This is a genomic window from Kribbella monticola (genome assembly GCF_003261635.1).
In the GTDB taxonomy this organism is placed as follows: domain Bacteria; phylum Actinomycetota; class Actinomycetes; order Propionibacteriales; family Kribbellaceae; genus Kribbella; species Kribbella monticola.
Genome location: NZ_QFXK01000091.1, coordinates 44,049 through 64,493 on the forward strand (window position 1 = coordinate 44,049; position 20,445 = coordinate 64,493).

Genomic DNA, 20,445 nt, shown 5'->3' on the forward strand with positions numbered 1-20,445 from the left:
CTCACGTCGGCGTGCCGGCCGGTGCGGGGAGTTCGTTGGTCGGTGAGGTGTAGATGCCGAGTGCGAGCTGTGCGTTCTGGTCGCCTTCGCGGTGGCTCAGTTCGTCGACGACGGCCAGTCTGACCCGGGCGGGTTTGCCGATCGGCGTGTCGGCCCAGAGCGCGTCGGTCGGGATCAGCCGCCGGACCGCCTCGCCGGAGGCGTTGGTGTCGCTGGTGCATTCGAGCTCGGCGACGAGTCGGGTGTTGATCCAGATCCGGATCCCTTTCGGGCTCGAGGTGGTCGAGCGGCAGGCGCTGCGCAGTACGACGTTCTTCGTCGTGGGCGTCCAGGTGAAGGTCAGCGGGCCTTCGCCGGGGCTGCCGATCCAGGCCTTCTCCAACCGGTCGTCGCCGACCGTACCGGGGAAGGTGATGCCGTCCTTGGCGTAGTCGGCGGGTGGCGGGTCGGCCGGTTCCGGTGTGGTCGAGGTCAGGGCGGGCGTCAGCAGCCCGGCCGTCAGGAGGGCGACGACGGCGGTGCCGCCGAGGGCAGCGGCAAGGCGGCGTTGTTTGGTCCGCCGGATCTTGCGCCGCGTGCCGGCCACCAGGTCGGTGGGGTGTTCGTCCGCCGATGTGGCGCGGGAGTCGAGTTCGGCGCGGAGATCGGTGAGGTTCATCGGCTGACCTCCTGGTCGGCAGGGGTGCCCGCGAGCAGGGCCGGGTCGAGACGGAGTTTGGCGAAGGCCTTGCTGGTCTGGCTCTTGACCGTGCCGGCGGAGCAGCCGAGGACGCGGGCCGTCTCGGCTTCGGTGAGGTCTTCGTAGAACCGCAGTACGACGACCGCGCGCTGCCGGCGGGGGAGCCGCTGGAGGGCCCGCCAGATGTCGGTGGGCTCCTCGGCGCCGGTCTCGTGGGCCTGCTCGGGCAGTTCGTCGGTGGGCTGCTCGCCGTTCCAGCGGCGCCGCCACCAGGTGGCGTACGTGTTCACCATGATCTTGCGGACGTACGGCTCGGGATCGCCGCCCTCGATCCTGCTCCAGGCGAACCAGGCCTTCGCGAGGGCCGTCTGGACGAGATCCTCGGCCAGCGCGTGGTCCTGGGTGAGCAGGTAGGCGGTTCGCAGCAGGGTGCGCGATCGGGCCACCACGAAGGCGTCGAAGCTCTCCGCTGCGGTCACCTGATGCCCCGTCCCCCGTGCACGCAGGGTAAGCGCGCTGTCGTCGATGGTCACATCATGGCTGACCATCCGGTGCAGGGAATTGGTTGTCCATTCGGCGAAAAGTTTCCGGTGGGCTCTGGTCAAGCGGCAGATAATGACGCGATGCTGACCGGTGACCACGCGTTCCGCCCCTCGCGTCCCCGGAGGTTGACCATGCAGCTCAGCAGCAGACGACTCCCCAGGATCCTCGCCGTACTGGCCCTGTTCGCGGCGATGCTCGCGACGAGCATCACCACCTCGATCGTCACGGCGACCAAGGCCCACGCCGACGGTTGCTACACCTGGAACCGCACGTTGAGCGAAGGCGCCAGCGGCGAAGACGTCCGGCAGTTGCAGATCCGGGTCGCCGGCTATCCGGCGTACGGCGGTCATATCGCTACCGACGGCGCTTTCGGGCCGGCGACCAAGGCGGCGGTGCAGCGGTTCCAGTCCGCCTATGGGCTCGGCGCGGACGGCATCGCCGGCCCGGCGACGTTCAGCAAGATCTACGCGTTGCAGGACGACGACTGCACGCCGATCCACTTCACCTACGCCGAGCTTGACGACGGTTGCGGCGGCAGCGGGTACGACGGTGGGCCGCTGTCCGAGGCGGCGACCAAGGCCAACGCACTCCAGACCATGTGGCAGTTGGAGGCGCTCCGGCACGCGCTCGGCGATGTGGCGATCAACGTCAGCAGCGGCTTCCGGAGTATCCCGTGCAACAACTCGGTCGGTGGCGCGAGCAACAGCCAGCACCTGTACGGCCGGTCCGCCGACCTGACCGGATCGCCTTCCCTGTGCACGTTGGCGAAACAAGCGCGCTACCACGGTTTCGGCGGCATCTTCGGCCCCGGCTACCCCGATCACAACGACCACACCCACGTGGACATTCGCACCACGAACTCCTGGTCCGCGCCCAACTGCGGCATCTGAGCAAAGCGCCGGTACTGCAGGGCGCCGGTACTGCGGAGGCGCCGGTGCCCTGTACTACGGGGTGCCGGCGCTCCGGATCAGCTGGGTGAGGGTGATCCCGGCGGCGCGATCCAGATGCTCCGCCGTCAGCCCCGCGGCTCGTGCACCGAGGACGTCGAGTTCGAAGTTGTCGCCGATCATCAACGTCTCGGCCGGTTCCACCCCGAGCGCGTCGCAGGTCAGCCGATACGCCTCGACGGCGGGCTTGCTGTACCCGAGGCCTTGTGACGTACAGACCACGTCGACCAGGTCCGCCAGCCCGATGTGCTCGAGCTTGGCGTTCTGCTGCGGCGTACTGCCGTTGGTGAGTACGCCGATCCGCCATCCGTTGCTTCGGGCAACTTCCATCGCCGGGCGTGCGTCGTCGAAGGCGGCCCAGTTCCGGCGGTACCAGGCGAGGTAGCCGTCGAAGGTGACGTCCAGGTCGTCGTCCGTGCCGGGCACCGCCTGCTCGATCAACGGCAGGAACTCGCGCAGCCGGGCCCGGCGCTGTCCTTGATGGGAGTACGTGCCCGCCAGCCAGGCGTCGAAGGTGCGGCGCTCGATGTCGAACCACTGTGCGAGCAGCTCGGCGGTCGGAGTACGGCCGAGTTCCGCCACCCAGGCGTTGACCGCGTTGGTGGCCGACGTGGTGTGGTCGAACAGCGTGTCGTCGAGGTCGAAGAGGACGGCCTTCATGCGGCTCGCACCGAGTCGCGGTTCAGCTCGCGGTGGTTGGCGTACCCCGACAGGGCCAGCGTCAGATCGAGCTCCGCCAGCAGACAACGCAGTACGTGTTCGACTCCTGCCTGCCCGGCGAGCGCCAGCCCGTACAGGAAGGGCCGTCCGAGGAGGATCGCCTTTGCGCCAAGGGCAAGCGCCTTCGCGGCGTCGGAGCCGGTCCGCACACCGGAGTCGAAGAGCACGGTGATCTGCTCGCCGACCGAGTCCGCGATCGCGGGCAGCGCGTCGAGTGCGGCGATCGCCCCGTCGACCTGGCGGCCGCCGTGGTTCGACACCACGATGCCGTCGACGCCGTGCTCGGCCGCGAGCTTGGCGTCGTCGACCGAGGTGATGCCCTTGAGCACGATCGGGCCGTCCCAGTTGTCGCGGAGGAAGGACAGTTCGTCCCAGCCCAGCCCGACGTTGGGGAACATCTGCGCCCAGTGCATGACCGCAGCGGTCGGGTCTTCGGCGATCGGCTTGGCCAGCTTCGCCTGGAACGCGGGATCGCTGAAGTAGTTCGCCAGTCCCTCGCCCTTGAGGAACGGCAGGAAGCCGCGATCCAGGTCAGCGGGCCGCCAGCCGATCGTGCCGGTGTCGAGGGTGAGCAGCAGAACGGAGTACCCACTGGTCTTCGCCCGCTGCAGGAAGCTGAGGCAGACGTCCTTGTCGGTCGGCCAGTACAGCTGGTACCACTTGCTGGCCGCGTCGATCTGCTCGAACGAGTGGCTGGCCTGCGTCGAGTGCGTGTAGGTCAGCCCGAGTGCACTGGCTGCTCTTGCTGTTGCCAGTTCGCCGTCGGGATGCGCGAGCGTCTGTACGCCGATGGGCGCGATCACCACCGGCGCGGGCATCTTGGTGCCGAGGATCGTGCAGGACAGGTCCCGCTCGGTGCTGCCGCGAAGCATCCGTGGGATCAGCCGCCACCGGTCGAAGGCGGCCAGATTGGCGCGGGTCGTCGAACCGCTGCCCGCGCTCGGGACGATGTAGCCCATCGCCTCGGCCGAGAGGTTCGCCGCCGCCTGGGACTCCAGCCGGGACAGGTCGGTGGTGATCTCCGGCCTGGTGTTCTGGAACATCCCCTGCACGTAGATGCTCAACTGGTGATCGCCGTAGTTGGCCATGCCGGGATGTTTTCACGGATCCCCGCCGGCCCCAATCCTCGAGGGGGATCAGTAGAAGAGGTGGCGGGGCGAACGCGCGGTGATCCTGGTCGTCCGCACGCTGACCTGCCGGTGATCGGCGCCCTGGTCGTCCGCCGGGTCCGAAGCCGGATCCGTGCTGTCGGAGGACGCGGCGGCGAGCGCGGCCTCGCCGGTGAGCTGCAGGGCGATCAGGGTGAGCGCCGTCATGGTCAGGACGGTGGCCGCCAGGGGACGGGGTTGCTCCATCGGTGCGTCCTCTCCTCGAGTGGTGCGATCAGCCTCGGTCAGGGCGCTCTCGGGGCGCTCTCGTCGTGATCCCTGCGTCGGGCAGACTGGAGCGGTAGAGGCCGACAGGAGGATCGTGGAGTTCAGGGTCCTGGGGCCGGTCGAGGCCGTCGAGGAAGGCCGGCAGGTCGTGATCCCGGCCGTGCGGGTGCGGACATTGCTCGCGGTGCTGCTGGCGCGGGCCGGCCGGGTCGTCTCGGTGCCCGAGATCGTCGACGGCGTGTGGGGCGAGTCCCTGCCGGCGAATCCGAAGCCGGCGGTGCAGAACTACATCGGCCGACTGCGCGACTTCATCGGCGCCGACCTGGTGCGGACGCGGACGAACGGCTACCTGATCACCGTCGAACCGGCTGACCTCGTGGCCTTCCGCAGCCTGGTGGCCGCGGCAGGCGAAGCCACCGACCCGAAGGCTGCGGCCGACCTGTTGGCGCAGGCGCTCGGCTGCTGGCGTGGTGAGCCGTTCGCCGATGTGGACTCGGAATCCCTGCGTCGCCACGAGGTGCCGCGCCTGATCGAGGAGCGGCTCGCCGCCGTCGAGCAGCACCATGACGCCCTGCTGGCGCTGGGGCAGCATGCCGCGCTGGTTGCCCCGCTGACCGCACTCACCCAAGAGCACCCGGTCCGTGAGCGCTTCCACGGCCAGCTGATGACCGCACTGTACCGGTCCGACCGGCAGGCAGACGCGCTCGCTGTGTACGACGACCTCGCGGCGGCGCTGGCCGACGAGCTCGGGATCGAGCCTGGTCCTGAACTCCGCCGGATCAGGCAAGCGGTGCTGACCGGTGAACTCGACCGCAACCCGTCCAGCAGCGGTGCTGCCGAGCGTGGCCGGTCCGCGGATGGCTGGAGCACGGTCGCGCAGTTGCCACTGAAGACCGCGGGTTTCGTCGGCCGCGGCGTACTCATCGACGAGGCGATGGGCGCTGTCGCCGATGGCCGGCGACTGCTCGTCGTGACCGGGGCGCCGGGCGTCGGCAAGACCAGCCTCGGGGTACGGATCGCTTACCTGCTGGCCGAATCGTTCCCGGATGGTCAGTGGTTCGTCCGGTTGCGGGACACCACCGCGGAGGACGTCCTGGGCGCGCTGCTGCGGCAGTCCGGCGTACCGGCTCCAGCGATTCCCGACGGGCTCGACGCCCGGTCGGCCGCGTTGCGTTCGCGACTGGCGGACCGGCGCGTGCTGCTGGTGCTCGACGACGCGGCCGACGCCGATCACGTCCGGGCGTTGCTGCCGGGCTCCGGCGAGAGCGTGGTCCTGGTGACCAGTCGGTCCAGTCTGCACGGCTTGTCCCTCGACGGCGCCTACCTGATTCCGCTGGAGGTCCTGCCGCCCGACGAGGCCGGTGGACTGCTGGTCCAGTTCCTCGGTCCCGACCTGGTGCGGGCCGAGCCCGTTGCCGCCTCTGAGCTGATCGAGCTGTGCGGATCGCTGCCCTTGGCGTTGCGGATCGCGGCGGCGAACCTGGCGAACCGTCGCGGCGCACCGATCTCGGCGTACGTCGCGGAGCTGCGCAAGGGGAACCGGCTGAGCAAGCTGGCGATCAGCGGCGACCCACGCAACGCAGTACGAGCCGCCTTCGATCTCTCGTACGCCGGGTTGCGTCCTGCCGAGCAGCGATTGTTCCGGCTGCTCGGGCTGGTGCCGGGAGCCGATTTCACGCTGCCCGCAGCTACTGCGCTGGCCGGGGATGATTCGGAGGATGCGCTGGAGGCCTTGGTCACGGCGAATCTCGTTCAGCGGGTATCGCTCGAGAGGTATATCTTCCACGACCTGGTGCGGCTCTATGCGGCGGAACAGGCTGCGGACGAACCAGCTGACGCAGTACAGGGGTTGTTCGACTGGTACCTCAGTACTGCGGATGCAGCGGTGCAGTTCGGGCTGCGGCACGGAGTACAGCTGCCGCGGCCCGCGCTGCAGCACCAGCCGTTCGCTGATGGAGTCGAGGGCAAGGCCTGGATCACCAGCGAACTGGAGAACCTGGTTGCGGTCGCTCGCGTTTCTCCGGCGCACAGTTGGCAACTGGCCGACGTACTGCGGCAGTACTTCGTCGACGACCTGCGGATCGGGCCGTGGCGGGCTGTCACCGAGGCGGGGCTGACCGCTGCAAGGCAGACAGGGAATGTCGCAGCCCAAGGGGTGCTGCTGCAGAGCCTCGGGATCTTGTCGCACACCGTCGGTGAGGTGGAGACGGCGCTGGAGCAGTGGTACGAAGCGCTGGACTGTTATCGACGATCGCGGCTTCCCGACGCGGAGCCGTCGCTGCTGTCGAACCTGGGCGTCGCCCACATGATCCGGGACGAACTGGACCGGGCCGTCGCCGTGTTGACCGAGGCCCAGCAGGCGACGACGAACCAGGTGCTGTCGGCAACGATTCTGATCAACCTCTCCTACGCGCACTGTCTCGCCGGCGATCTGTCTGCCGCGGTCGACGCGGCAACCGCCTGTCTGGAGATCGCGGTAGCCAACGAGCGGCAGATGTTGTCGGCCCGGGCGAACCGCGGCACAGCCCTTCACCTGTTGGGCGATCACCAAGCGGCGCAAGACGATCTGCGGCAGGCGCTGCCGGTGGCGAACCGGCAGACCGCCGTCGGCGTGCGGGCCGAACTGGCGCACTCGCTCGCGGCGACGGGGGAGCTCGACGAGGCGCTCGCGATGGCGGAGGAGGCGCTCGAACTCGCCGGCGACAATCCGTGGGGTAAGGCCGAGGCGTTGATCGCCCGCGGCGTCGTACGGAGTACTGCGGCAGGCGCCGCGTCGGCGGTCGCGTCCGGCTCAGCGGCCGGCGCCCGGCCCGGCTCAGCCGTCGACGATCTGGTCGAGGCACGACGGCTGGCGGAGCTGCACGGCTTCCCGCGGTTCCTGGCGGTGGTCGACCGCCTGCTCGCCGACCGCGGACATGACATCCGTCAGGCCTGAATCAGGACGCACGGCATCCGCGCGCTGACGGCCCTTCGCCGAAGGTGGAGGCAGTCCACGAGAGTGAAGGAGTCTCAGATGAAGCGGCGCTTCTGGCCGGCAGTGGGGTTGTTCTTCCTGGCGCCGTTGGTGGCGGAGTACCTGCTCGGGAACCTGCCGATCACCGCCCTGTTCGCACTGGTCGGCCTGGCCGGCTTGTACGGCGGTGGCGCGGTGCTGATCCGCGAGTTCGTCCGGCGGCGGGGTTGGGGCTACCCGAGCATCCTGGTGCTCGCGCTCGCGTACGGCGTACTGGAGGAGGGGGTGACCACGCAGTCGCTGTTCAATCCGAACTACGCGGATCTGCGACTGCTCGACCCAGGCCACATCGGCTTCCTCGGCATGGGTGCGCCCTGGACGCTGATGGTGCTGACCTTGCACACGGTGTGGAGCATCACGGTTCCGATCGTGCTGGTGGAAGCCGTCTCCAAGCGGCCGCGCGAGCCCTGGCTCGGCAAGGCCGGCCTCACCGTCATGAGCGTGCTGTTCGTCCTCGGCGTGGTCGCGACAACGGCGATCCAGTTGAAGAACGACTCGTTCGTGGCGTCGCCTGCGCAGTTCGCCGGTGCCGCGCTGGTGTTCTTCGCGCTGATCGGCCTGGCCGCGAGGCTCGGATCCAATGTGTCGCGCCGCGGGCCCGGAGGGGTGCCCGCGGTGTGGCTCGTCGGGCTGAGCTCCTTGGCCGTCACGTCGGCGTTCATGCTGGTCAGTGATCTGGACCTGCCGGGCTGGCCGACCGCGGCGATCTATGTCGTCGGCTGGGTGGTTGCGAGTCTCATCGTCTTGTCCTGGTCGCGGCGTGAAGCGTGGACCCGGCAGCATGTGCTCGCCCTGGCGAGCGGAGCGCTGCTCACCTATGCCTGGCACGCGTTTCCCGAGTCGCCGGTGTTCGACGCCTCGAAGACGGTCGACCTGATCGGGAACGCGGTGTTCGCAGCGCTGGCCCTGATCCTGCTCTGGTTCGCCTGGCGCCGGGTGGCAGTGGTCACACCCGCGGCCGGTACGACGGCTGGTACTCCGGCCGTGGATGAGACAATCAGGCGTGACGAGTTCAGTGACTCCTGACAGCCGGCTGGCTGCGCGGCATGTCGGACCGGCCCTGCTGGCCCTGGCGATCGGTGGTTTCGCGATCGGGACCACCGAGTTCGTCACGATGGGCCTGCTGCCGCAGATCGCCGACGGGGTGCACATCTCCATCCCGACCGCCGGACACGTCATCTCGGCGTACGCGATCGGGGTCGTCGTCGGTGCGCCGCTGATCGCCGCCCTGGGCGCACGGACCGGCCGCAAACGCCTGCTGCTCGGCCTGATGGCGGTATTTGTCCTAGGCAACGTTCTCTCGGCCGTTGCCGGCAGCTACGAAATGCTGATGGCTGCCCGGTTCCTGACCGGCCTGCCACACGGTGCGTTCTTCGGGATCGGGGCCGTCGTCGGCGCGTCCATGGTGCCGGCCAACCGGCGGGCCTGGGCGGTCTCGATGATCATGGTCGGCCTGCCGGTGGCGAACATCATCGGTGTCCCGCTGACCACGCTGCTCGGTCAACGGGTCGGCTGGCAGATCCCGTTCCTCGCCGTCGGCGTACTCGGTCTGCTCACGTTGGTCGCGGTCTGGTTCTGGGTCACGCCGCAACCGGTCGGCAACGACGTCAACGTCCGCAGTGAGCTGAGCGCCTTGGCCAAACCGCAGGTCTGGATGGCCCTGCTGGTCGGCATGGTCGGCTTCGGCGGCATGTTCGCGACGTACTCGTTCATCACACCGACGATGACGGACCTGGCCGGCTTCAGCGAGGCCGCGGTGACGATCGTGCTGGCCGTGTACGGCGTCGGCATGACCGGCGGCACCCTGGTCGGCGGCCGACTCGCCGACCGAGCGCTGATGCCCAGCCTGTACGGCGGGTTGGTCGCCGTCACCGTCGTTCTCGGGACCTTCGGGTGGCTCGCGCAGTCCAAGGCCGGCGCCTTGGTCGGGGTGTTCGCGATGGGCTTCAGCGCGAGCATTTTGATTCCGGCGCTGCAGACCCGGTTGATGGACGTCGCGCACGAAGGCCAGTCGCTGGCGGCGTCGCTGAACCACTCGACGCTGAACGTCGCGAACGCTCTCGGCGCCTGGCTCGGCAGCGTCGTACTGGCCGCCGGCTACGGCTACGAATGGCCGAGCCGGGTCGGCGCGGTGCTGGCCGTCGCTGGTCTTGTGCTCGCACTGGTGTCGGGCCAGATGGACCGGCGGACGGCTGAGTCACCTGTGGTCGCGCCGTGACGCCGTAGCTGATCAGGTTTGCGCAGCCCGTTCCGGGCGTGGAGGTACGCGGCTGCGGCGGTATGGCGCGGCAGGGTGGGGTCGAGCTCGGCCAGCGCGGCCAGGCCCGCCCGTGGGCCTTCGGCCTCGCCGACTGCGACAGCGCGGTTGAGGCGGGCTACCGGATTGTCGGTGAGCCGCAGCAGTTCGTCGTACCACTCGACGATCTGTACCCAGTCGGTCTCATCGGCGGTGGGTGCGTCGGCGTGCAGCGCGGCGATGGCGGCCTGGGCCTGGAACTCGCCCAGCCGGTCGCGGGCGAGAGCCGTCTGGAGTACGTCGACGCCCGCCGCGATCAGGCGGGTATCCCATCGGCTGCGGTCCTGTTCGGCGAGCGGCACGAGGCTGCCGTCGGCGCGGATGCGTGCAGGGCGTCGAGCATGGTGGAGCAGCATGAGCGCCAGGAGACCGGCAACCTCCTCATGGTCGACCTTGGCCGCCAGTTGGCGGGTGAGTCGGATCGCCTCGGCCGCGAGGTCGACGTCGCCGGAGTAGCCCTCGTTGAACACCAGGTAGAGCACGCGCAGCACCGTTGCGACGTCACCGGGCTGGTCGAATCGGACACCGGACAGGGTCCGCTTGGCCCGGAGGATCCGCTGGGACATGGTCGCTTCGGGGACGAGATAAGCCCGCGCGATCTGACGTGTGGTCAGTCCGCCGACCGCGCGCAGCGTCAGCGCGACCGACGATGCCGGGGTCAAGGCGGGGTGCGCGCACAGGAAGTACAGCTGAAGCGTGTCGTCCGCAGTCTCGGCCGGTCCGGGCCGGGGCTCGCCGCCGACCCGCAGCTCGCGCCGCCGCCGGGCGGTGTCGGACCGTTCGGCGTCCAGGAACCTGCGCCAGGCAACGGTGATCAACCAGCCCATGGGGTTGTGGGGCGGCCCGTCCCGCCACACGCCCACGGCCTCGGCCAAGGCGTCCTGGACGGCGTCCTCGGCCGCCGCGAAGCCGACCCCGCGGCGGACCAGGACTCCGATCACCGTGGGTACGAAGTCCCGCAGCGACGTCTCGTTCACCTGGCGATCAGATCCTTGGTCTCGACGAACGGCCCGTCGGTCATCGGTGGCCGCCGCCGGCCGCCGTACCGCAGGTCGCGCGTGAACTGCACCTGCGCGTCGATCTCGTCCAGCGTCCACCGGTCCATCGGAGGAAGGGCGACGGCGCGGGCCGGGCCACCCCGGTAGTGCTTGAGCTTCAGGTACTTGGCCATCACCTTCTCCTCACGGTCAGCGGATCCCGGCGTCGGCCACCAGACTCGCTCCGGGGACGGCCCGACCGGCAGATGACGATGTGGACAGTTGGAGATGACAGATGTCATCGGTCGGTGTGGATTCGCGCATCTGTCGCTGTGCGAGCCAGGTCGGGCAGGCTGGCACGGGAGGAGGGCAGATGGCGATCGTGCTGGAGCTCCGCCGGCCGAGGAACGCAGTACGGCCTGCCGGCGGCATAACGTATGGAGCTGTGACTCCGTACCGGGCAGAGGGCCGAGTGGCGTACCCGGACCGGCTGGTCCGGTTCATCGCCCTCGCCCCGCTGCTCGCCTCGACCCTGATCGCTGTCGTCCAGCTGTCGAACCTCACCGGGAGTCCGACCCGGATTCTGATCGACGTCGCGCTCAGCCTCTGTCTGATGGCGCCGCATCTGCAGCATCTCTGGGCCCTCGCCCACGCGGAGCGTCCGCGGGCGGGAGGTTGGACCCTCGCCGTGGTGCTCGTGGCCTACCTGGCAGGCCTGCCGCTGGCCGGTATCGCCTGGCCCTTGATGGGCGTGCAGGTGCTGGTCTCGCTGGCCATCGTGCTCCCGCGGTCCTGGTCGGTGGCGGCCGGAGGCGGGCTGGTGATCGGGATCCTGATCGTCACCCAGGTGTTCTACCCGGGCACGAATCCGCTCTGGATCACCGTGGTCATCCTCGACCGGTCCGGAGCCTGCTTGGTGCTGGCCTGGTTCTCCGCGGCTCTGCGCCAGCTGCTGGCAGCCCGTGCGGATCTGGCCACTCAGGCCGTACTGCGGGAGCGCCTCCGGATCGATGCCGAACTGGCCGAGACCGTCGGCACAGCTCTTCGCGCCATCGAAGCCCGTGGTGTCGTCGCCGGCCGGCTGGTCGACGCGGAGTCGACGGCTGCGGCGCAGGTACTCGGCGCATTGGTCGACGGCTCGCGTCGGACCCTGGCCGAAACCCGGCGGATGATTCGGGCGTATCAGCGCGGCTCGCTGGGTGCCGAGCTGGACACGGCGGTCGCCCTGCTCAACGCTGCCGGCATCACCACCCACCTCGTACTGCCCGGCGGCGAAGTGACCGAGTCGGCCGATGGCGAGTTCGCCAAGGCCCTTCGCGCCACGGTCGATCGCCTGCTGCACGACGGATCTGTTCGAAGCTGCCGGCTCACGGTGGTCCGCTCGGGGTCCGGCCTCCGGCTGCTGTCGGCCGTCGACGGCTCGACCGAGGCGGGTCTGGCATGACACCGGACGCACTGCAGTGGATCGCGCGGCGAGCCCCTTGGGCGATGCTCGGCCTGCACCTGACCATCATCGTCCTGCCGCTGGTTCTGGTGACCACCGGCGGGATGGCCCATCACAGCATCCAGCAGATCGCGTTCGCAGTACCGGCACTGACCGCAGTTGCCGTCCTGCATCTGCGCCATGTCCGGGCTGCTGCTCGGGGCTCCCGGCCCAGCGGATGGCCTTGGTCGCTCGCCGGTCTCGCTCTGCTGGCCTATCTGCCGCTGAACTGGATCGGGATCGACTGGAGCTCCACCGGCATCCTGCTGGCTTCGTCGGCGATGCTTCTGCTCCCGGGGCACTGGCGGTTCTCGGTCGGTTTCGCGGTTCCCTTCGTCATCAACACCGGGTGGAACGCCATCGTGGCCCTCGACCTCCTCGGGACTGCGCGAGGCGGTGCGACCGGCACCAACAACAGCCGGGTGGTCCTCGGGATCTACTGGGTCGGCATCCAGCTCGTCTTCATATTCGCCCTGTACGGCGTGGTCAGGCTGGTCGTGCTGGTGAACGAGCTGTACGAGACGCAGTCCGAGCTGGCTCAGCTGGCGGTCGACCGGGAACGGGTCCGGGTGTCGCGGGACCTGCACGATCTGCTCGGACAGAGCTTGTCGGCGATCTCGCTGAAGGGTGATCTGGCGATCCGGTTGTTACCGATCGATGCGGCCGGCGCGCAGACCGAGATCGCCGGCCTGACCGAGGTGGCCCGCACCGCGCTGCGCGACGTACGGGCTATCACCCGCGACGAGCATCAGGTGACGCTGCGGGACGAGATCACGGCGGCTGCCGCGTTGCTTGCCGCTGCCGGGGTGGATGCGCGGATCGACGACGGCGGCTACGAGTTGCCGGAGCCGGCCGAACGCGTGCTGGCCTGGGCTGTGCGAGAAGGCACCACGAACCTGCTGCGGCACAGCGACGCGTCGTACTGCGTGATCAAGCTGACCCTCGTCGACGGGCAGGTCCGGCTCGAGATGACGAATGACGGCGTACGGTCGGCGGTGAGTGTGGACGGCAGCGGGATCGCCGGGCTGCACGAGCGGGCGGCGGCGCTGGGTGGACGAGCGCATACGCAGACGGCCGGGAACACGTTCCGGTTGTCCGTCAGCCTGGAGGTCAGATGATCAGGGTCCTCATCGCCGAGGACATGCACATGATCCGCGGCGCGCTGGTGGCCCTGCTGTCCTTGGAGGAGGACATGGAGGTCGTGGCGGAGCTGGATCGCGGCGACGAGATCGTCGCCGCGGCGTTGCGGACGCGGCCCGATGTGGCGGTGCTGGACATCGACCTGCCGGGCGTCGACGGACTGACCGCGGCCGGTGAACTGCACGAGAAGTTGCCGTCAGCAAGGATCTTGGTACTCACCGGGTTGAGCCAGCCGGGCGTACTGCTGCGGGCACTGCAGGCCCACGTTCGCGGGTTCATCGTGAAGGACGCGCCGGCCGAGACGCTGGCCGACGGCGTACGACGGGTTCACGCGGGGGAGCGGGTCATCGACCCGGATCTGATCGCGGCCGCCCTCGAAACCGGCACCAGCCCGCTCACCGCCCGAGAGGCCGACGTACTGCGAGCCGCCGAGTCGGGGCTGCCGACAGATCAGATCGCGAGCCGGTTGTCGCTGTCGTCCGCGACGGTGCGCAACTACCTGTCCAACGCCATCACCAAGGTGGGTGCGCACAACCGGCTCGACGCGATCAGGATCGCGCGCAACGCCGGCTGGCTCTAGCCCTGCCCCTCCCGACCCGACCGATCTCCGCCCTCGCCTTCCTTCACCCGGCCTGCCTGCCTCCGGCTCCGATTTCAGGGGTGCTCCGGAGGCCGAGCCTTTGGTGAGTTGGTTGAATCAGGATATGGCGACCATGGTGTTGAGCGGGGCCGATGTGGTGCGGCGGCGTGGACTGCGGCAGATGCGGTTGGTGGCACTGTCGTTGCTGGTGCTCGCCGCCGTCATCTACGTCTTCACCCTGCATCACGACGGCGCGTGGGGCTACGTGAACTCGGCGGCCGAGGCGGCGATGGTCGGTGCGCTGGCCGACTGGTTCGCCGTCACCGCGCTGTTCCGGCACCCGCTCGGGCTGCCGATCCCGCACACCGCGATCGTGCCGACCCGCAAGGACAGCCTGGCGGAGAGCCTCGAGCAGTTCGTCACCGAGAACTTCCTGTCCGAGGCCGTCGTCGCCGAGAAGATGCGCACCGCCGAAGTCGGCCGCCGGGTCGGCGAATGGCTTGCCGCGGGCAACCATGCCGAACGGATCGTCGAGGAAGGCGCCCGCACGATCGGCGCCGCCCTGCCGAAGCTCGGCGATGCCGACGTCACGGCGTTCGTCGAGGGTTCACTGCTGCCACGCTTCGCGAACGAGCCGCTGAGCCCGATCGCCGGCCACTTCCTCAAGTCGGTTGTCGACGACGGCGCTCACCACGCCCTGTTCGAGCTCTTGATGGTCGAGGCGTACGACTGGTTGCTGGAGAACCGCGACACGCTTGCCGACGTCGTCGGGCCGCGCGCACCTCGCTGGTCGCCACGCTGGGTGGACGCGCTGGTGATCGACCGGATCCATCGCGAGGCACTCGGCTGGCTGGCCGGCGTACGGGACGACCCGCACCATCCCGCCCGCAAGGCCGTCGACCGGCTCCTCGACCAACTTGCCGACGACCTCCAGCACGATCCCGAGATGATGGAACGCTTCGAGGCGTTCAAGCGCCGGATGCTCACCCACCCCGACATGGGCACCAGTCTGACCGCCGTCTGGGACGCGGCCCGTACCGCGTTGATCGACGCGATCGCCGACCCCGACGGCCCACTCCGCAAACGCGGCGCCCAACTCATCAAGGACCTCGGCCACCGCCTCCAGACCGACGACACCCTCCGCACCCGCGTCGACGCCCGCGCCTCCGAGGCCGTCACCTACATCATCCGCACCTACGGCACCGAGATCGTCTCGGTCATCTCCGACACCATCGAACGCTGGGACGGCCGAGAAGCCGCCGACCGAATCGAACTCCACGTAGGCCGAGACCTCCAATTCATCCGAATCAACGGCACCGTAGTAGGCGCCCTAGTAGGCCTCCTGATCCACACCCTCACCCAACTGCTCTGAGTAATGGCTTCGTGACCTTCAGTGCGTCCCGATTGCAGTGATCGCCGCAGAACGATAAACTGAATCACCATGAGGGGGAGTGATTCAGATGATCCACGAGGACATGCAGTCTCACCGGATAACTGAAGCGCGCGAGGCAGCCAGACTGTCGCAGCGTCAGCTCGCGTCTCGATCCGGGATCGCCCAGGCGACGCTTTCGCGGATCGAGCAGGGTGTTCGACCCGCCAAGATGAACGAGATCGTCATTCTCGCAGAGGTGCTCGGCTGCACGATCGCCGAGTTGACCGGTCTCTCGGGAGTGCAGCAACGACTCGAGTGCGTCGCTCGTGCGACCGACAACTCGAGCATGAAGACCATGTACGGCGAACTGAGCCACTACATGGAACTGGACGCCTATCTTGAGGACCAAGGGATCTCACCGCAGATATGAACGCAGAGGACCAGGGACGGTCCCGAGCAGAAGCGTTCCGTAAGGAGCACAGACTCGGGCACGTCCCGTTGCCCGATCTGGTCAGCCTGATCGAGCTGACCCAGGACATCGACGTCGCGGTTCTCGCTGCGGAACCGGACGAGCACGGCATGACCGTGCGTGACCCGATCCGCGACGTGGTGATGGTGGCGGTCGCCACGACGTGCAATCCGGTACGCCAGCGGAGCACGCTGGCCCACGAGTTGGGGCATGTGCTCTTCGCAGACTTCGCTGCTGCGAAAGCCGGTGGTTGGTCCGACCGGAAGCCCGAAGAGATTCGTGCGGACGCGTTCGCACGGCACCTGCTCGTCCCCATCCCAGGCATCGAGGCGGTGCTGGCCGAACGCACGTCGAACAAGGCCATCGGCGACAGCAAGCGCGGTACGAAACAGATTTCGTTGCCGGAGTTGTCCATGATCGTGCAGCGATTCAAGGCATCGCCGAGCTTGGTGGCGATCCAGCTGTACAACGGCGGCTGGATCGGCGCGACCCAGAAGAAGGACTGGATGACGCTGTCGACTCCGACGCTGGCATCGCGCTTCGGATGGTCCGACCTCTACCACGGCTGGCAACAGGAGTCAGAGACCCGGCGAGCGCCGCAGCGCCTACTGTCCAGGGCAATCCAGGGCTATGTGGCGAACGTGGTCTCGCTCGCGGCGGTTGCACGGCTTCGCGACCTGCCCGTCGAACAGGTGCAGGCAGAATTCGAACTGGCCGGAATCGTCCCCGACCCGATCGAACCGATCGGCGCGCTGGCCGGTACTGCGGACATGCGTCGCCCGGACACAGACTTCAGTGACCTCGACGCGCTGGACGGGGTACCCGCGGATCCCTGGGTCTCAGGGCGGGATCGGAAAGCACCTCAGGGATGACTGACCCCGTCATCGTCGACGCCGGACCAGCTCTGAACTTCTTCTCGATCAACGCCGAACGCCTTCTCATCGACGCCATCGGCAAGATCGCCGTACCGGAAACCGTTGCCGGTGAGATCAAGGGCAAGGCGAGGCAAGATCCCCGATTCCGGGTCGCCGCAGACGTCTGGGCGAAGCTGGAACGCACTGCTTGGCTCGAGGTTCTGTCGGACGATGCGACGCCGGAGCTGGCGGCTGCCGTCCAGCGGATCTCCAAGGTTCCGATGGCAGAACGGGTGACCAGGGCCAAGGATCTCGGAGAGATCATGGTGCTCGGTCACGCTGCGGTCCGGGCGGAGGGCGGGACCGATGTCGTGGTGCTGATCGACGATGGCCGCGGCGCGGAGCTTGCCGCCCTCGAGAGTGCCCGCCTTCTTCGCTTGCAGAGGCTCGGCCGACCAGTCGGATCTTTGAGCCTGATGAACACACACGCTGTGCTGGAGCGCGCCGCCGGGCGGAGGTACCTGCCGGATCAAAGGACCATGCGCCAGATCTACGATCGGCTGCGCCGATGCGACGACGGGCTGGTCGATATCAAACAGACGGATCTGCTGTCCAAACGCATCTGGGCTTCATCCTGACGCCACGGTCAGCCTGACGCCACCACACCATTGAGCCGCGACGGGGAGCGGCGGCTCAGGGTGGGTGGGGGCGGCGACGAAGGACGTGCGTGGGGTTAGTTGACGGTCCAGGTGTCGGTGCCGGTTAGGAGGGATTGGAGGTCGCCGGGGCCTTGGGTTTCTTTGGAGGTGGTGACTTGTTGGCGGACCAGGTCGTCGTAGGCGGGGCGGTCTACGGAGCGGAAGACGCCGATGGGGGCTTGGTGCAGGACGCCGGCGTCGGTGAGGCGGGAGAGGGCGAAGGCGTACGCCGGGTCGTCGGCGTGGGCGTCGTGGATGACCAGGTCGGCCTCGCCGCCGGGCAGCGAGGCGACTTCGCGGACCGCGAGGGAGGCGAAGCCGTCGCGGACGACGCCGAGGCGGCCGTCGGTGCCGAAGCGGATGGGTTCGCCGTGCACGAGCGGGATGATCGCGTCGTCGCGGGTCTCGGGGTTCTTGAAGGCGTCGAAGGCGTTGTCGTTGAAGATCGGGCAGTTCTGGTAGATCTCGACGATCGCCGTACCGCGGTGGGCCGCGGCCTGGCGTAGTACGTCGGTCAGGTGTTTGCGGTCCGAGTCGATGGTGCGCGCCACGAAGGTCGCCTCCGCGCCGAGCGCCAGCGAGACCGGGTTGAACGGGTTGTCCACCGAGCCCATCGGCGTCGACTTCGTCACCTTGCCCGGCTCCGAGGTCGGCGAGTACTGCCCCTTGGTCAACCCGTAGATCCGGTTGTTGAACAGCAGGATCTTCAGGTTCACGTTGCGGCGCAGCGTGTGGATCAGGTGGTTGCCGCCGATCGACAGCGCGTCGCCGTCACCGGTGACGACCCAGACGCTCAGGTCCGGCCGCGCCACCGCGAGCCCGGTCGCGATCGCCGGCGCGCGGCCGTGGATCGAGTGCATGCCGTACGTCGACAGGTAGTACGGGAACCGTGAGGAGCAGCCGATCCCGGAGACCATCGCGACGTTCTCGCGCTTGATCCCCAGCTCGGGCAGAAACCCTTGAAAAGCAGCCAGTACTGCGTAGTCGCCGCATCCCGGGCACCACCGGACCTCCTGGTCCGACACGTACTCCTTGCGGTTCTGCGGCTCGTCGGCGGTGGGGACGCCCCGCAGACCGGGCAGACCCAGATCGATCGAGGTCATCGTGCTCCCTCCGGGTTCAGGTGGCCGGTCGAGGTGTGGCCGTTCGAAGACTGGCCGTTCGAAGACTGGCCGTTCGAGGTGTGGCCGTTGTGCGCGATCGGGTCGTGCAGGGCCTCGCCGTGGGTGACAGCGGCCGCGTCGGCGCCCAGGTGCCGGGCGTCGTCGTCGATCCCCTCGGTCTCCTCGACCAGGTTGCCGATCACCTCGGCGAGCTCGGCCGCGCCGAGCGGCATACCCCGCACCTGCGCGTAGGACACGACATCGACCAGGTACTTCGCCCGCAACAGCATCGCGAGCTGCCCGAGGTTCATCTCCGGCACGAGCACCTTGTCGTAGGAGCGCAGGATGTCGCCCAGGTTCGGCGGGAACGGGTTCAGGTGCCGCAGGTGTGCCTGCGCGATCTTCCCGCCCACCTTGCGAACACGGCGGCAGGCAGCACCGATCGGCCCGTACGTCGAACCCCAGCCGAGCACCAGCACCTTCGCCGTACCGTCGGGGTCGTCCACCTCCAGCGGCGGGACGGTGATGCCGTCGACCTTGGCCTGCCGGGTGCGGACCATCAGATCGTGGTTCGCCGGGTCGTAGGAGATGTTGCCGGTCTTGTCCTCCTTCTCCAGACCACCGATGCGGTGATCGAGCCCCGCCGTACCGGGAACGGCCCAGGCGCGGGCCAGGGTCTCCGGATCGCGCAGGTAGGGAAGGTAGACCGGCTCGCCCTTGTCGTTGGTCGCGTTGGGTGCCGTCGTGAAGTTGGGATCGATCGTCGGCAGGTCCTCGATCACCGGGATCTGCCAGGGTTCGGAGCCGTTCGCCAGGTACCCGTCGGACAGCACGATCACCGGGGTGCGGTAGGTGACCGCGATCCGGGTGGCCTCGACCGCGATCGCGAAGCAGTCCGCGGGGGACTGGGCCGCGACCACCGGCAGCGGGGCCTCGCCGTTGCGGCCGAACATCACCTGCAGCAGGTCGGCCTGCTCGGTCTTGGTCGGCATACCGGTCGACGGGCCGGCCCGCTGGATGTCGCAGACGACCAGCGGCAGTTCGAGCATCACGCCGAGACCGATCGTCTCGGACTTCAGGCTGATCCCCGGACCGGACGACGTGGTGACACCGAGGGCGCCGCCGAACGAAGCGCCCAGGGCGGCGCCGACACCGGCGATCTCGTCCTCGGCCTGGATCGTCGTCACGTCGAACCTCTTCAGCTTCGACAGCTCGTGCAGTACGTCGGATGCCGGGGTGATCGGGTACGCGCCGAGCACCAGCGGCATACCGGCTCGCTGAGCGCCCGCCACCAGGCCGTACGCCAGCGCGAGGTTGCCGGAGATGTTGCGGTACTGACCGGTCGCCATCCGCGCGGGCTTCACCTCGTAGCGGACCGAGAACTCCTCGGCCGTCTCGCCGAAGTTGTAGCCGGCCCGGAAGGCGGCGATGTTCGCGTCCCGGATGTCGGGCTTGCCGGCGAACTTCGTCTCGAGGAAGGAGATCGTCGACTCGACCGGCCGCTGGAACAACCAGGACACCAGGCCGAGCGCGTACATGTTCTTGGCCCGGGACGCGTCCTTGCGGGTCAGCCCGAACTCCTTGACCGACTCCACCGTCATCCCGGTGAGATTCAGCGGTACGACGTGGTACGCGTCGAGCTCGCCCGTCTCCAGCGGGTTCTCGTCGTACCCGATCCGCTTCAGGTTGCGCGCCGTGAAGTCCGCCGTGTCGATGATCAGGGTGGATCCGCGCGGTACGTCGCGCAGGTTCGCCTTGAGCGCGGCGGGGTTCATCGCGATCAGCACATCGGGTGCATCACCCGGCGTGAGGATGTCGTGGTCGGCGAAGTGCAACTGGAACGACGACACTCCCGGCAGAGTCCCGGCTGGTGCCCGGATCTCGGCTGGGAAGTTCGGCAACGTCGACAGGTCATTGCCGAACGACGCCGTCTCCGCTGTGAATCGGTCCCCCGTGAGCTGCATCCCGTCACCGGAGTCACCGGCGAACCGGATCACCACGCGGTCGAGCTGCCTGACCTCGATGGTCACTGTTCTGTTCATCTCCAAGTCGAGCTTGGGCCGGCCGGAGCTCTCGTGGAGACAGCCGATCCCCCCGGGTAAGGGCGATACCCCCATATTAGTTCGCCCTTAGTACGGAACCATGCGAAAGCCGGTGCAGTCCACAGCCTGGGATCAACCGATACCCACCGGCCC

20 protein-coding genes are annotated in these 20,445 nt (G+C 68.4%); 11 read left to right on the plus strand and 9 right to left on the minus strand.

Annotated elements, in window-relative coordinates:
• Position 1: 1 nt before the first annotated feature.
• Positions 2 to 658, minus strand: a complete 657-nt coding sequence (locus tag DIZ26_RS35755; protein WP_112249006.1) for a hypothetical protein — start codon at positions 656 to 658, stop codon at positions 2 to 4.
• Positions 655 to 1,227, minus strand: a complete 573-nt coding sequence (locus tag DIZ26_RS35760) for a SigE family RNA polymerase sigma factor (protein ID WP_112249007.1) — start codon at positions 1,225 to 1,227, stop codon at positions 655 to 657. Before DIZ26_RS35760 ends, DIZ26_RS35755 begins: the two co-directional genes overlap by 4 nt.
• A 126-nt stretch (positions 1,228 to 1,353) precedes the next feature.
• Between DIZ26_RS35760 and DIZ26_RS35765 the strand changes: the two genes are divergently transcribed.
• The gene (locus tag DIZ26_RS35765; protein WP_232828899.1) at positions 1,354 to 2,112 is read left to right on the plus strand and encodes a D-Ala-D-Ala carboxypeptidase family metallohydrolase; all 759 of its coding nucleotides are present in this window, start codon (positions 1,354 to 1,356) and stop codon (positions 2,110 to 2,112) included.
• A gap of 54 nt (positions 2,113 to 2,166) precedes the next feature.
• Here the strand turns inward: DIZ26_RS35765 and DIZ26_RS35770 are convergent, their stop codons facing one another.
• The 3 genes from DIZ26_RS35770 to DIZ26_RS35780 are packed head-to-tail and all read right to left on the minus strand — an operon-like array spanning position 2,167 to position 4,244.
• Positions 2,167 to 2,829, minus strand: coding sequence for an HAD family hydrolase (locus tag DIZ26_RS35770; protein ID WP_112249008.1), 663 nt, complete (start codon positions 2,827 to 2,829; stop codon positions 2,167 to 2,169).
• Positions 2,826 to 3,977, minus strand: coding sequence for an alpha-hydroxy-acid oxidizing protein (locus tag DIZ26_RS35775; RefSeq protein WP_112249009.1), 1,152 nt, complete (start codon positions 3,975 to 3,977; stop codon positions 2,826 to 2,828). Before DIZ26_RS35775 ends, DIZ26_RS35770 begins: the two co-directional genes overlap by 4 nt.
• A gap of 48 nt (positions 3,978 to 4,025) precedes the next feature.
• Positions 4,026 to 4,244 carry a hypothetical protein gene (locus DIZ26_RS35780; RefSeq protein WP_198676469.1) on the minus strand — a complete coding sequence of 73 codons (219 nt, stop codon included), beginning with the start codon at positions 4,242 to 4,244 and terminating at the stop codon, positions 4,026 to 4,028.
• A gap of 115 nt (positions 4,245 to 4,359) precedes the next feature.
• Here DIZ26_RS35780 and DIZ26_RS35785 point away from each other — a divergent pair, with 115 nt between their 5' ends.
• The 3 genes from DIZ26_RS35785 (at position 4,360) to DIZ26_RS35795 (ending at position 9,496) form a co-directional block, all read left to right on the plus strand.
• A complete protein-coding gene (locus DIZ26_RS35785) occupies positions 4,360 to 7,200 on the plus strand; it encodes an AfsR/SARP family transcriptional regulator (protein WP_198676470.1) in 2,841 nt (946 codons plus the stop codon).
• 78 nt (positions 7,201 to 7,278) lie between these two features.
• Positions 7,279 to 8,304 (plus strand): hypothetical protein, encoded by a 1,026-nt coding sequence (locus tag DIZ26_RS35790; RefSeq protein ID WP_112249012.1) that lies wholly within the window; start codon positions 7,279 to 7,281, stop codon positions 8,302 to 8,304.
• Positions 8,282 to 9,496 (plus strand): MFS transporter, encoded by a 1,215-nt coding sequence (locus DIZ26_RS35795; RefSeq protein ID WP_232828901.1) that lies wholly within the window; start codon positions 8,282 to 8,284, stop codon positions 9,494 to 9,496. The genes DIZ26_RS35790 and DIZ26_RS35795 overlap by 23 nt, the downstream gene beginning before the upstream one ends.
• Here the strand turns inward: DIZ26_RS35795 and DIZ26_RS35800 are convergent.
• Positions 9,382 to 10,551 carry an RNA polymerase sigma factor gene (locus tag DIZ26_RS35800; protein ID WP_112249014.1) on the minus strand — a complete coding sequence of 390 codons (1,170 nt, stop codon included), beginning with the start codon at positions 10,549 to 10,551 and terminating at the stop codon, positions 9,382 to 9,384. The two genes, DIZ26_RS35795 and DIZ26_RS35800, sit on opposite strands and share 115 nt — an antisense overlap.
• Positions 10,548 to 10,745: a hypothetical protein gene (locus DIZ26_RS35805; RefSeq protein WP_198676471.1), complete on the minus strand. Its 198-nt coding sequence runs from the start codon at positions 10,743 to 10,745 to the stop codon at positions 10,548 to 10,550. The genes DIZ26_RS35800 and DIZ26_RS35805 overlap by 4 nt, the downstream gene beginning before the upstream one ends.
• Positions 10,746 to 10,924: 179 nt before the next feature.
• Between DIZ26_RS35805 and DIZ26_RS35810 the strand changes: the two genes are divergently transcribed.
• From DIZ26_RS35810 to DIZ26_RS35840, 7 genes are all read left to right on the plus strand, one after another.
• Positions 10,925 to 11,995, plus strand: coding sequence for a sensor histidine kinase (locus tag DIZ26_RS35810; protein ID WP_157979928.1), 1,071 nt, complete (start codon positions 10,925 to 10,927; stop codon positions 11,993 to 11,995).
• On the plus strand, positions 11,992 to 13,152 hold the full coding sequence (locus tag DIZ26_RS35815; protein ID WP_112249016.1) for a sensor histidine kinase: 1,161 nt from the start codon (positions 11,992 to 11,994) through the stop codon (positions 13,150 to 13,152). The genes DIZ26_RS35810 and DIZ26_RS35815 overlap by 4 nt, the downstream gene beginning before the upstream one ends.
• A complete protein-coding gene (locus tag DIZ26_RS35820; protein WP_112249017.1) occupies positions 13,149 to 13,754 on the plus strand; it encodes a response regulator transcription factor in 606 nt (201 codons plus the stop codon). Before DIZ26_RS35815 ends, DIZ26_RS35820 begins: the two co-directional genes overlap by 4 nt.
• Before the next feature lie 124 nt (positions 13,755 to 13,878).
• Positions 13,879 to 15,126 (plus strand): DUF445 domain-containing protein, encoded by a 1,248-nt coding sequence (locus DIZ26_RS35825; RefSeq protein WP_112249018.1) that lies wholly within the window; start codon positions 13,879 to 13,881, stop codon positions 15,124 to 15,126.
• Positions 15,127 to 15,214: 88 nt separating this feature from the next.
• Positions 15,215 to 15,556 (plus strand): helix-turn-helix domain-containing protein, encoded by a 342-nt coding sequence (locus DIZ26_RS35830; RefSeq protein ID WP_198676472.1) that lies wholly within the window; start codon positions 15,215 to 15,217, stop codon positions 15,554 to 15,556.
• On the plus strand, positions 15,553 to 16,467 hold the full coding sequence (locus tag DIZ26_RS35835) for an ImmA/IrrE family metallo-endopeptidase (RefSeq protein WP_112249019.1): 915 nt from the start codon (positions 15,553 to 15,555) through the stop codon (positions 16,465 to 16,467). The genes DIZ26_RS35830 and DIZ26_RS35835 overlap by 4 nt, the downstream gene beginning before the upstream one ends.
• Complete coding sequence (locus tag DIZ26_RS35840; protein WP_112249020.1) at positions 16,464 to 17,087, plus strand: PIN domain-containing protein; 624 nt, start codon at positions 16,464 to 16,466, stop codon at positions 17,085 to 17,087. The genes DIZ26_RS35835 and DIZ26_RS35840 overlap by 4 nt, the downstream gene beginning before the upstream one ends.
• A 95-nt stretch (positions 17,088 to 17,182) precedes the next feature.
• Here DIZ26_RS35840 and DIZ26_RS35845 read toward each other — a convergent pair whose 3' ends face one another.
• Together DIZ26_RS35845 and DIZ26_RS35850 are read right to left on the minus strand one after the other, a co-directional pair.
• On the minus strand, positions 17,183 to 18,250 hold the full coding sequence (locus DIZ26_RS35845; protein ID WP_112249021.1) for a 2-oxoacid:ferredoxin oxidoreductase subunit beta: 1,068 nt from the start codon (positions 18,248 to 18,250) through the stop codon (positions 17,183 to 17,185).
• Entirely contained in the window at positions 18,247 to 20,292 is a 2,046-nt protein-coding gene (locus tag DIZ26_RS35850; RefSeq protein WP_232828902.1) for a 2-oxoacid:acceptor oxidoreductase subunit alpha, read from the minus strand. Before DIZ26_RS35850 ends, DIZ26_RS35845 begins: the two co-directional genes overlap by 4 nt.
• Between the last annotated feature and the right edge of the window lie 153 nt (positions 20,293 to 20,445).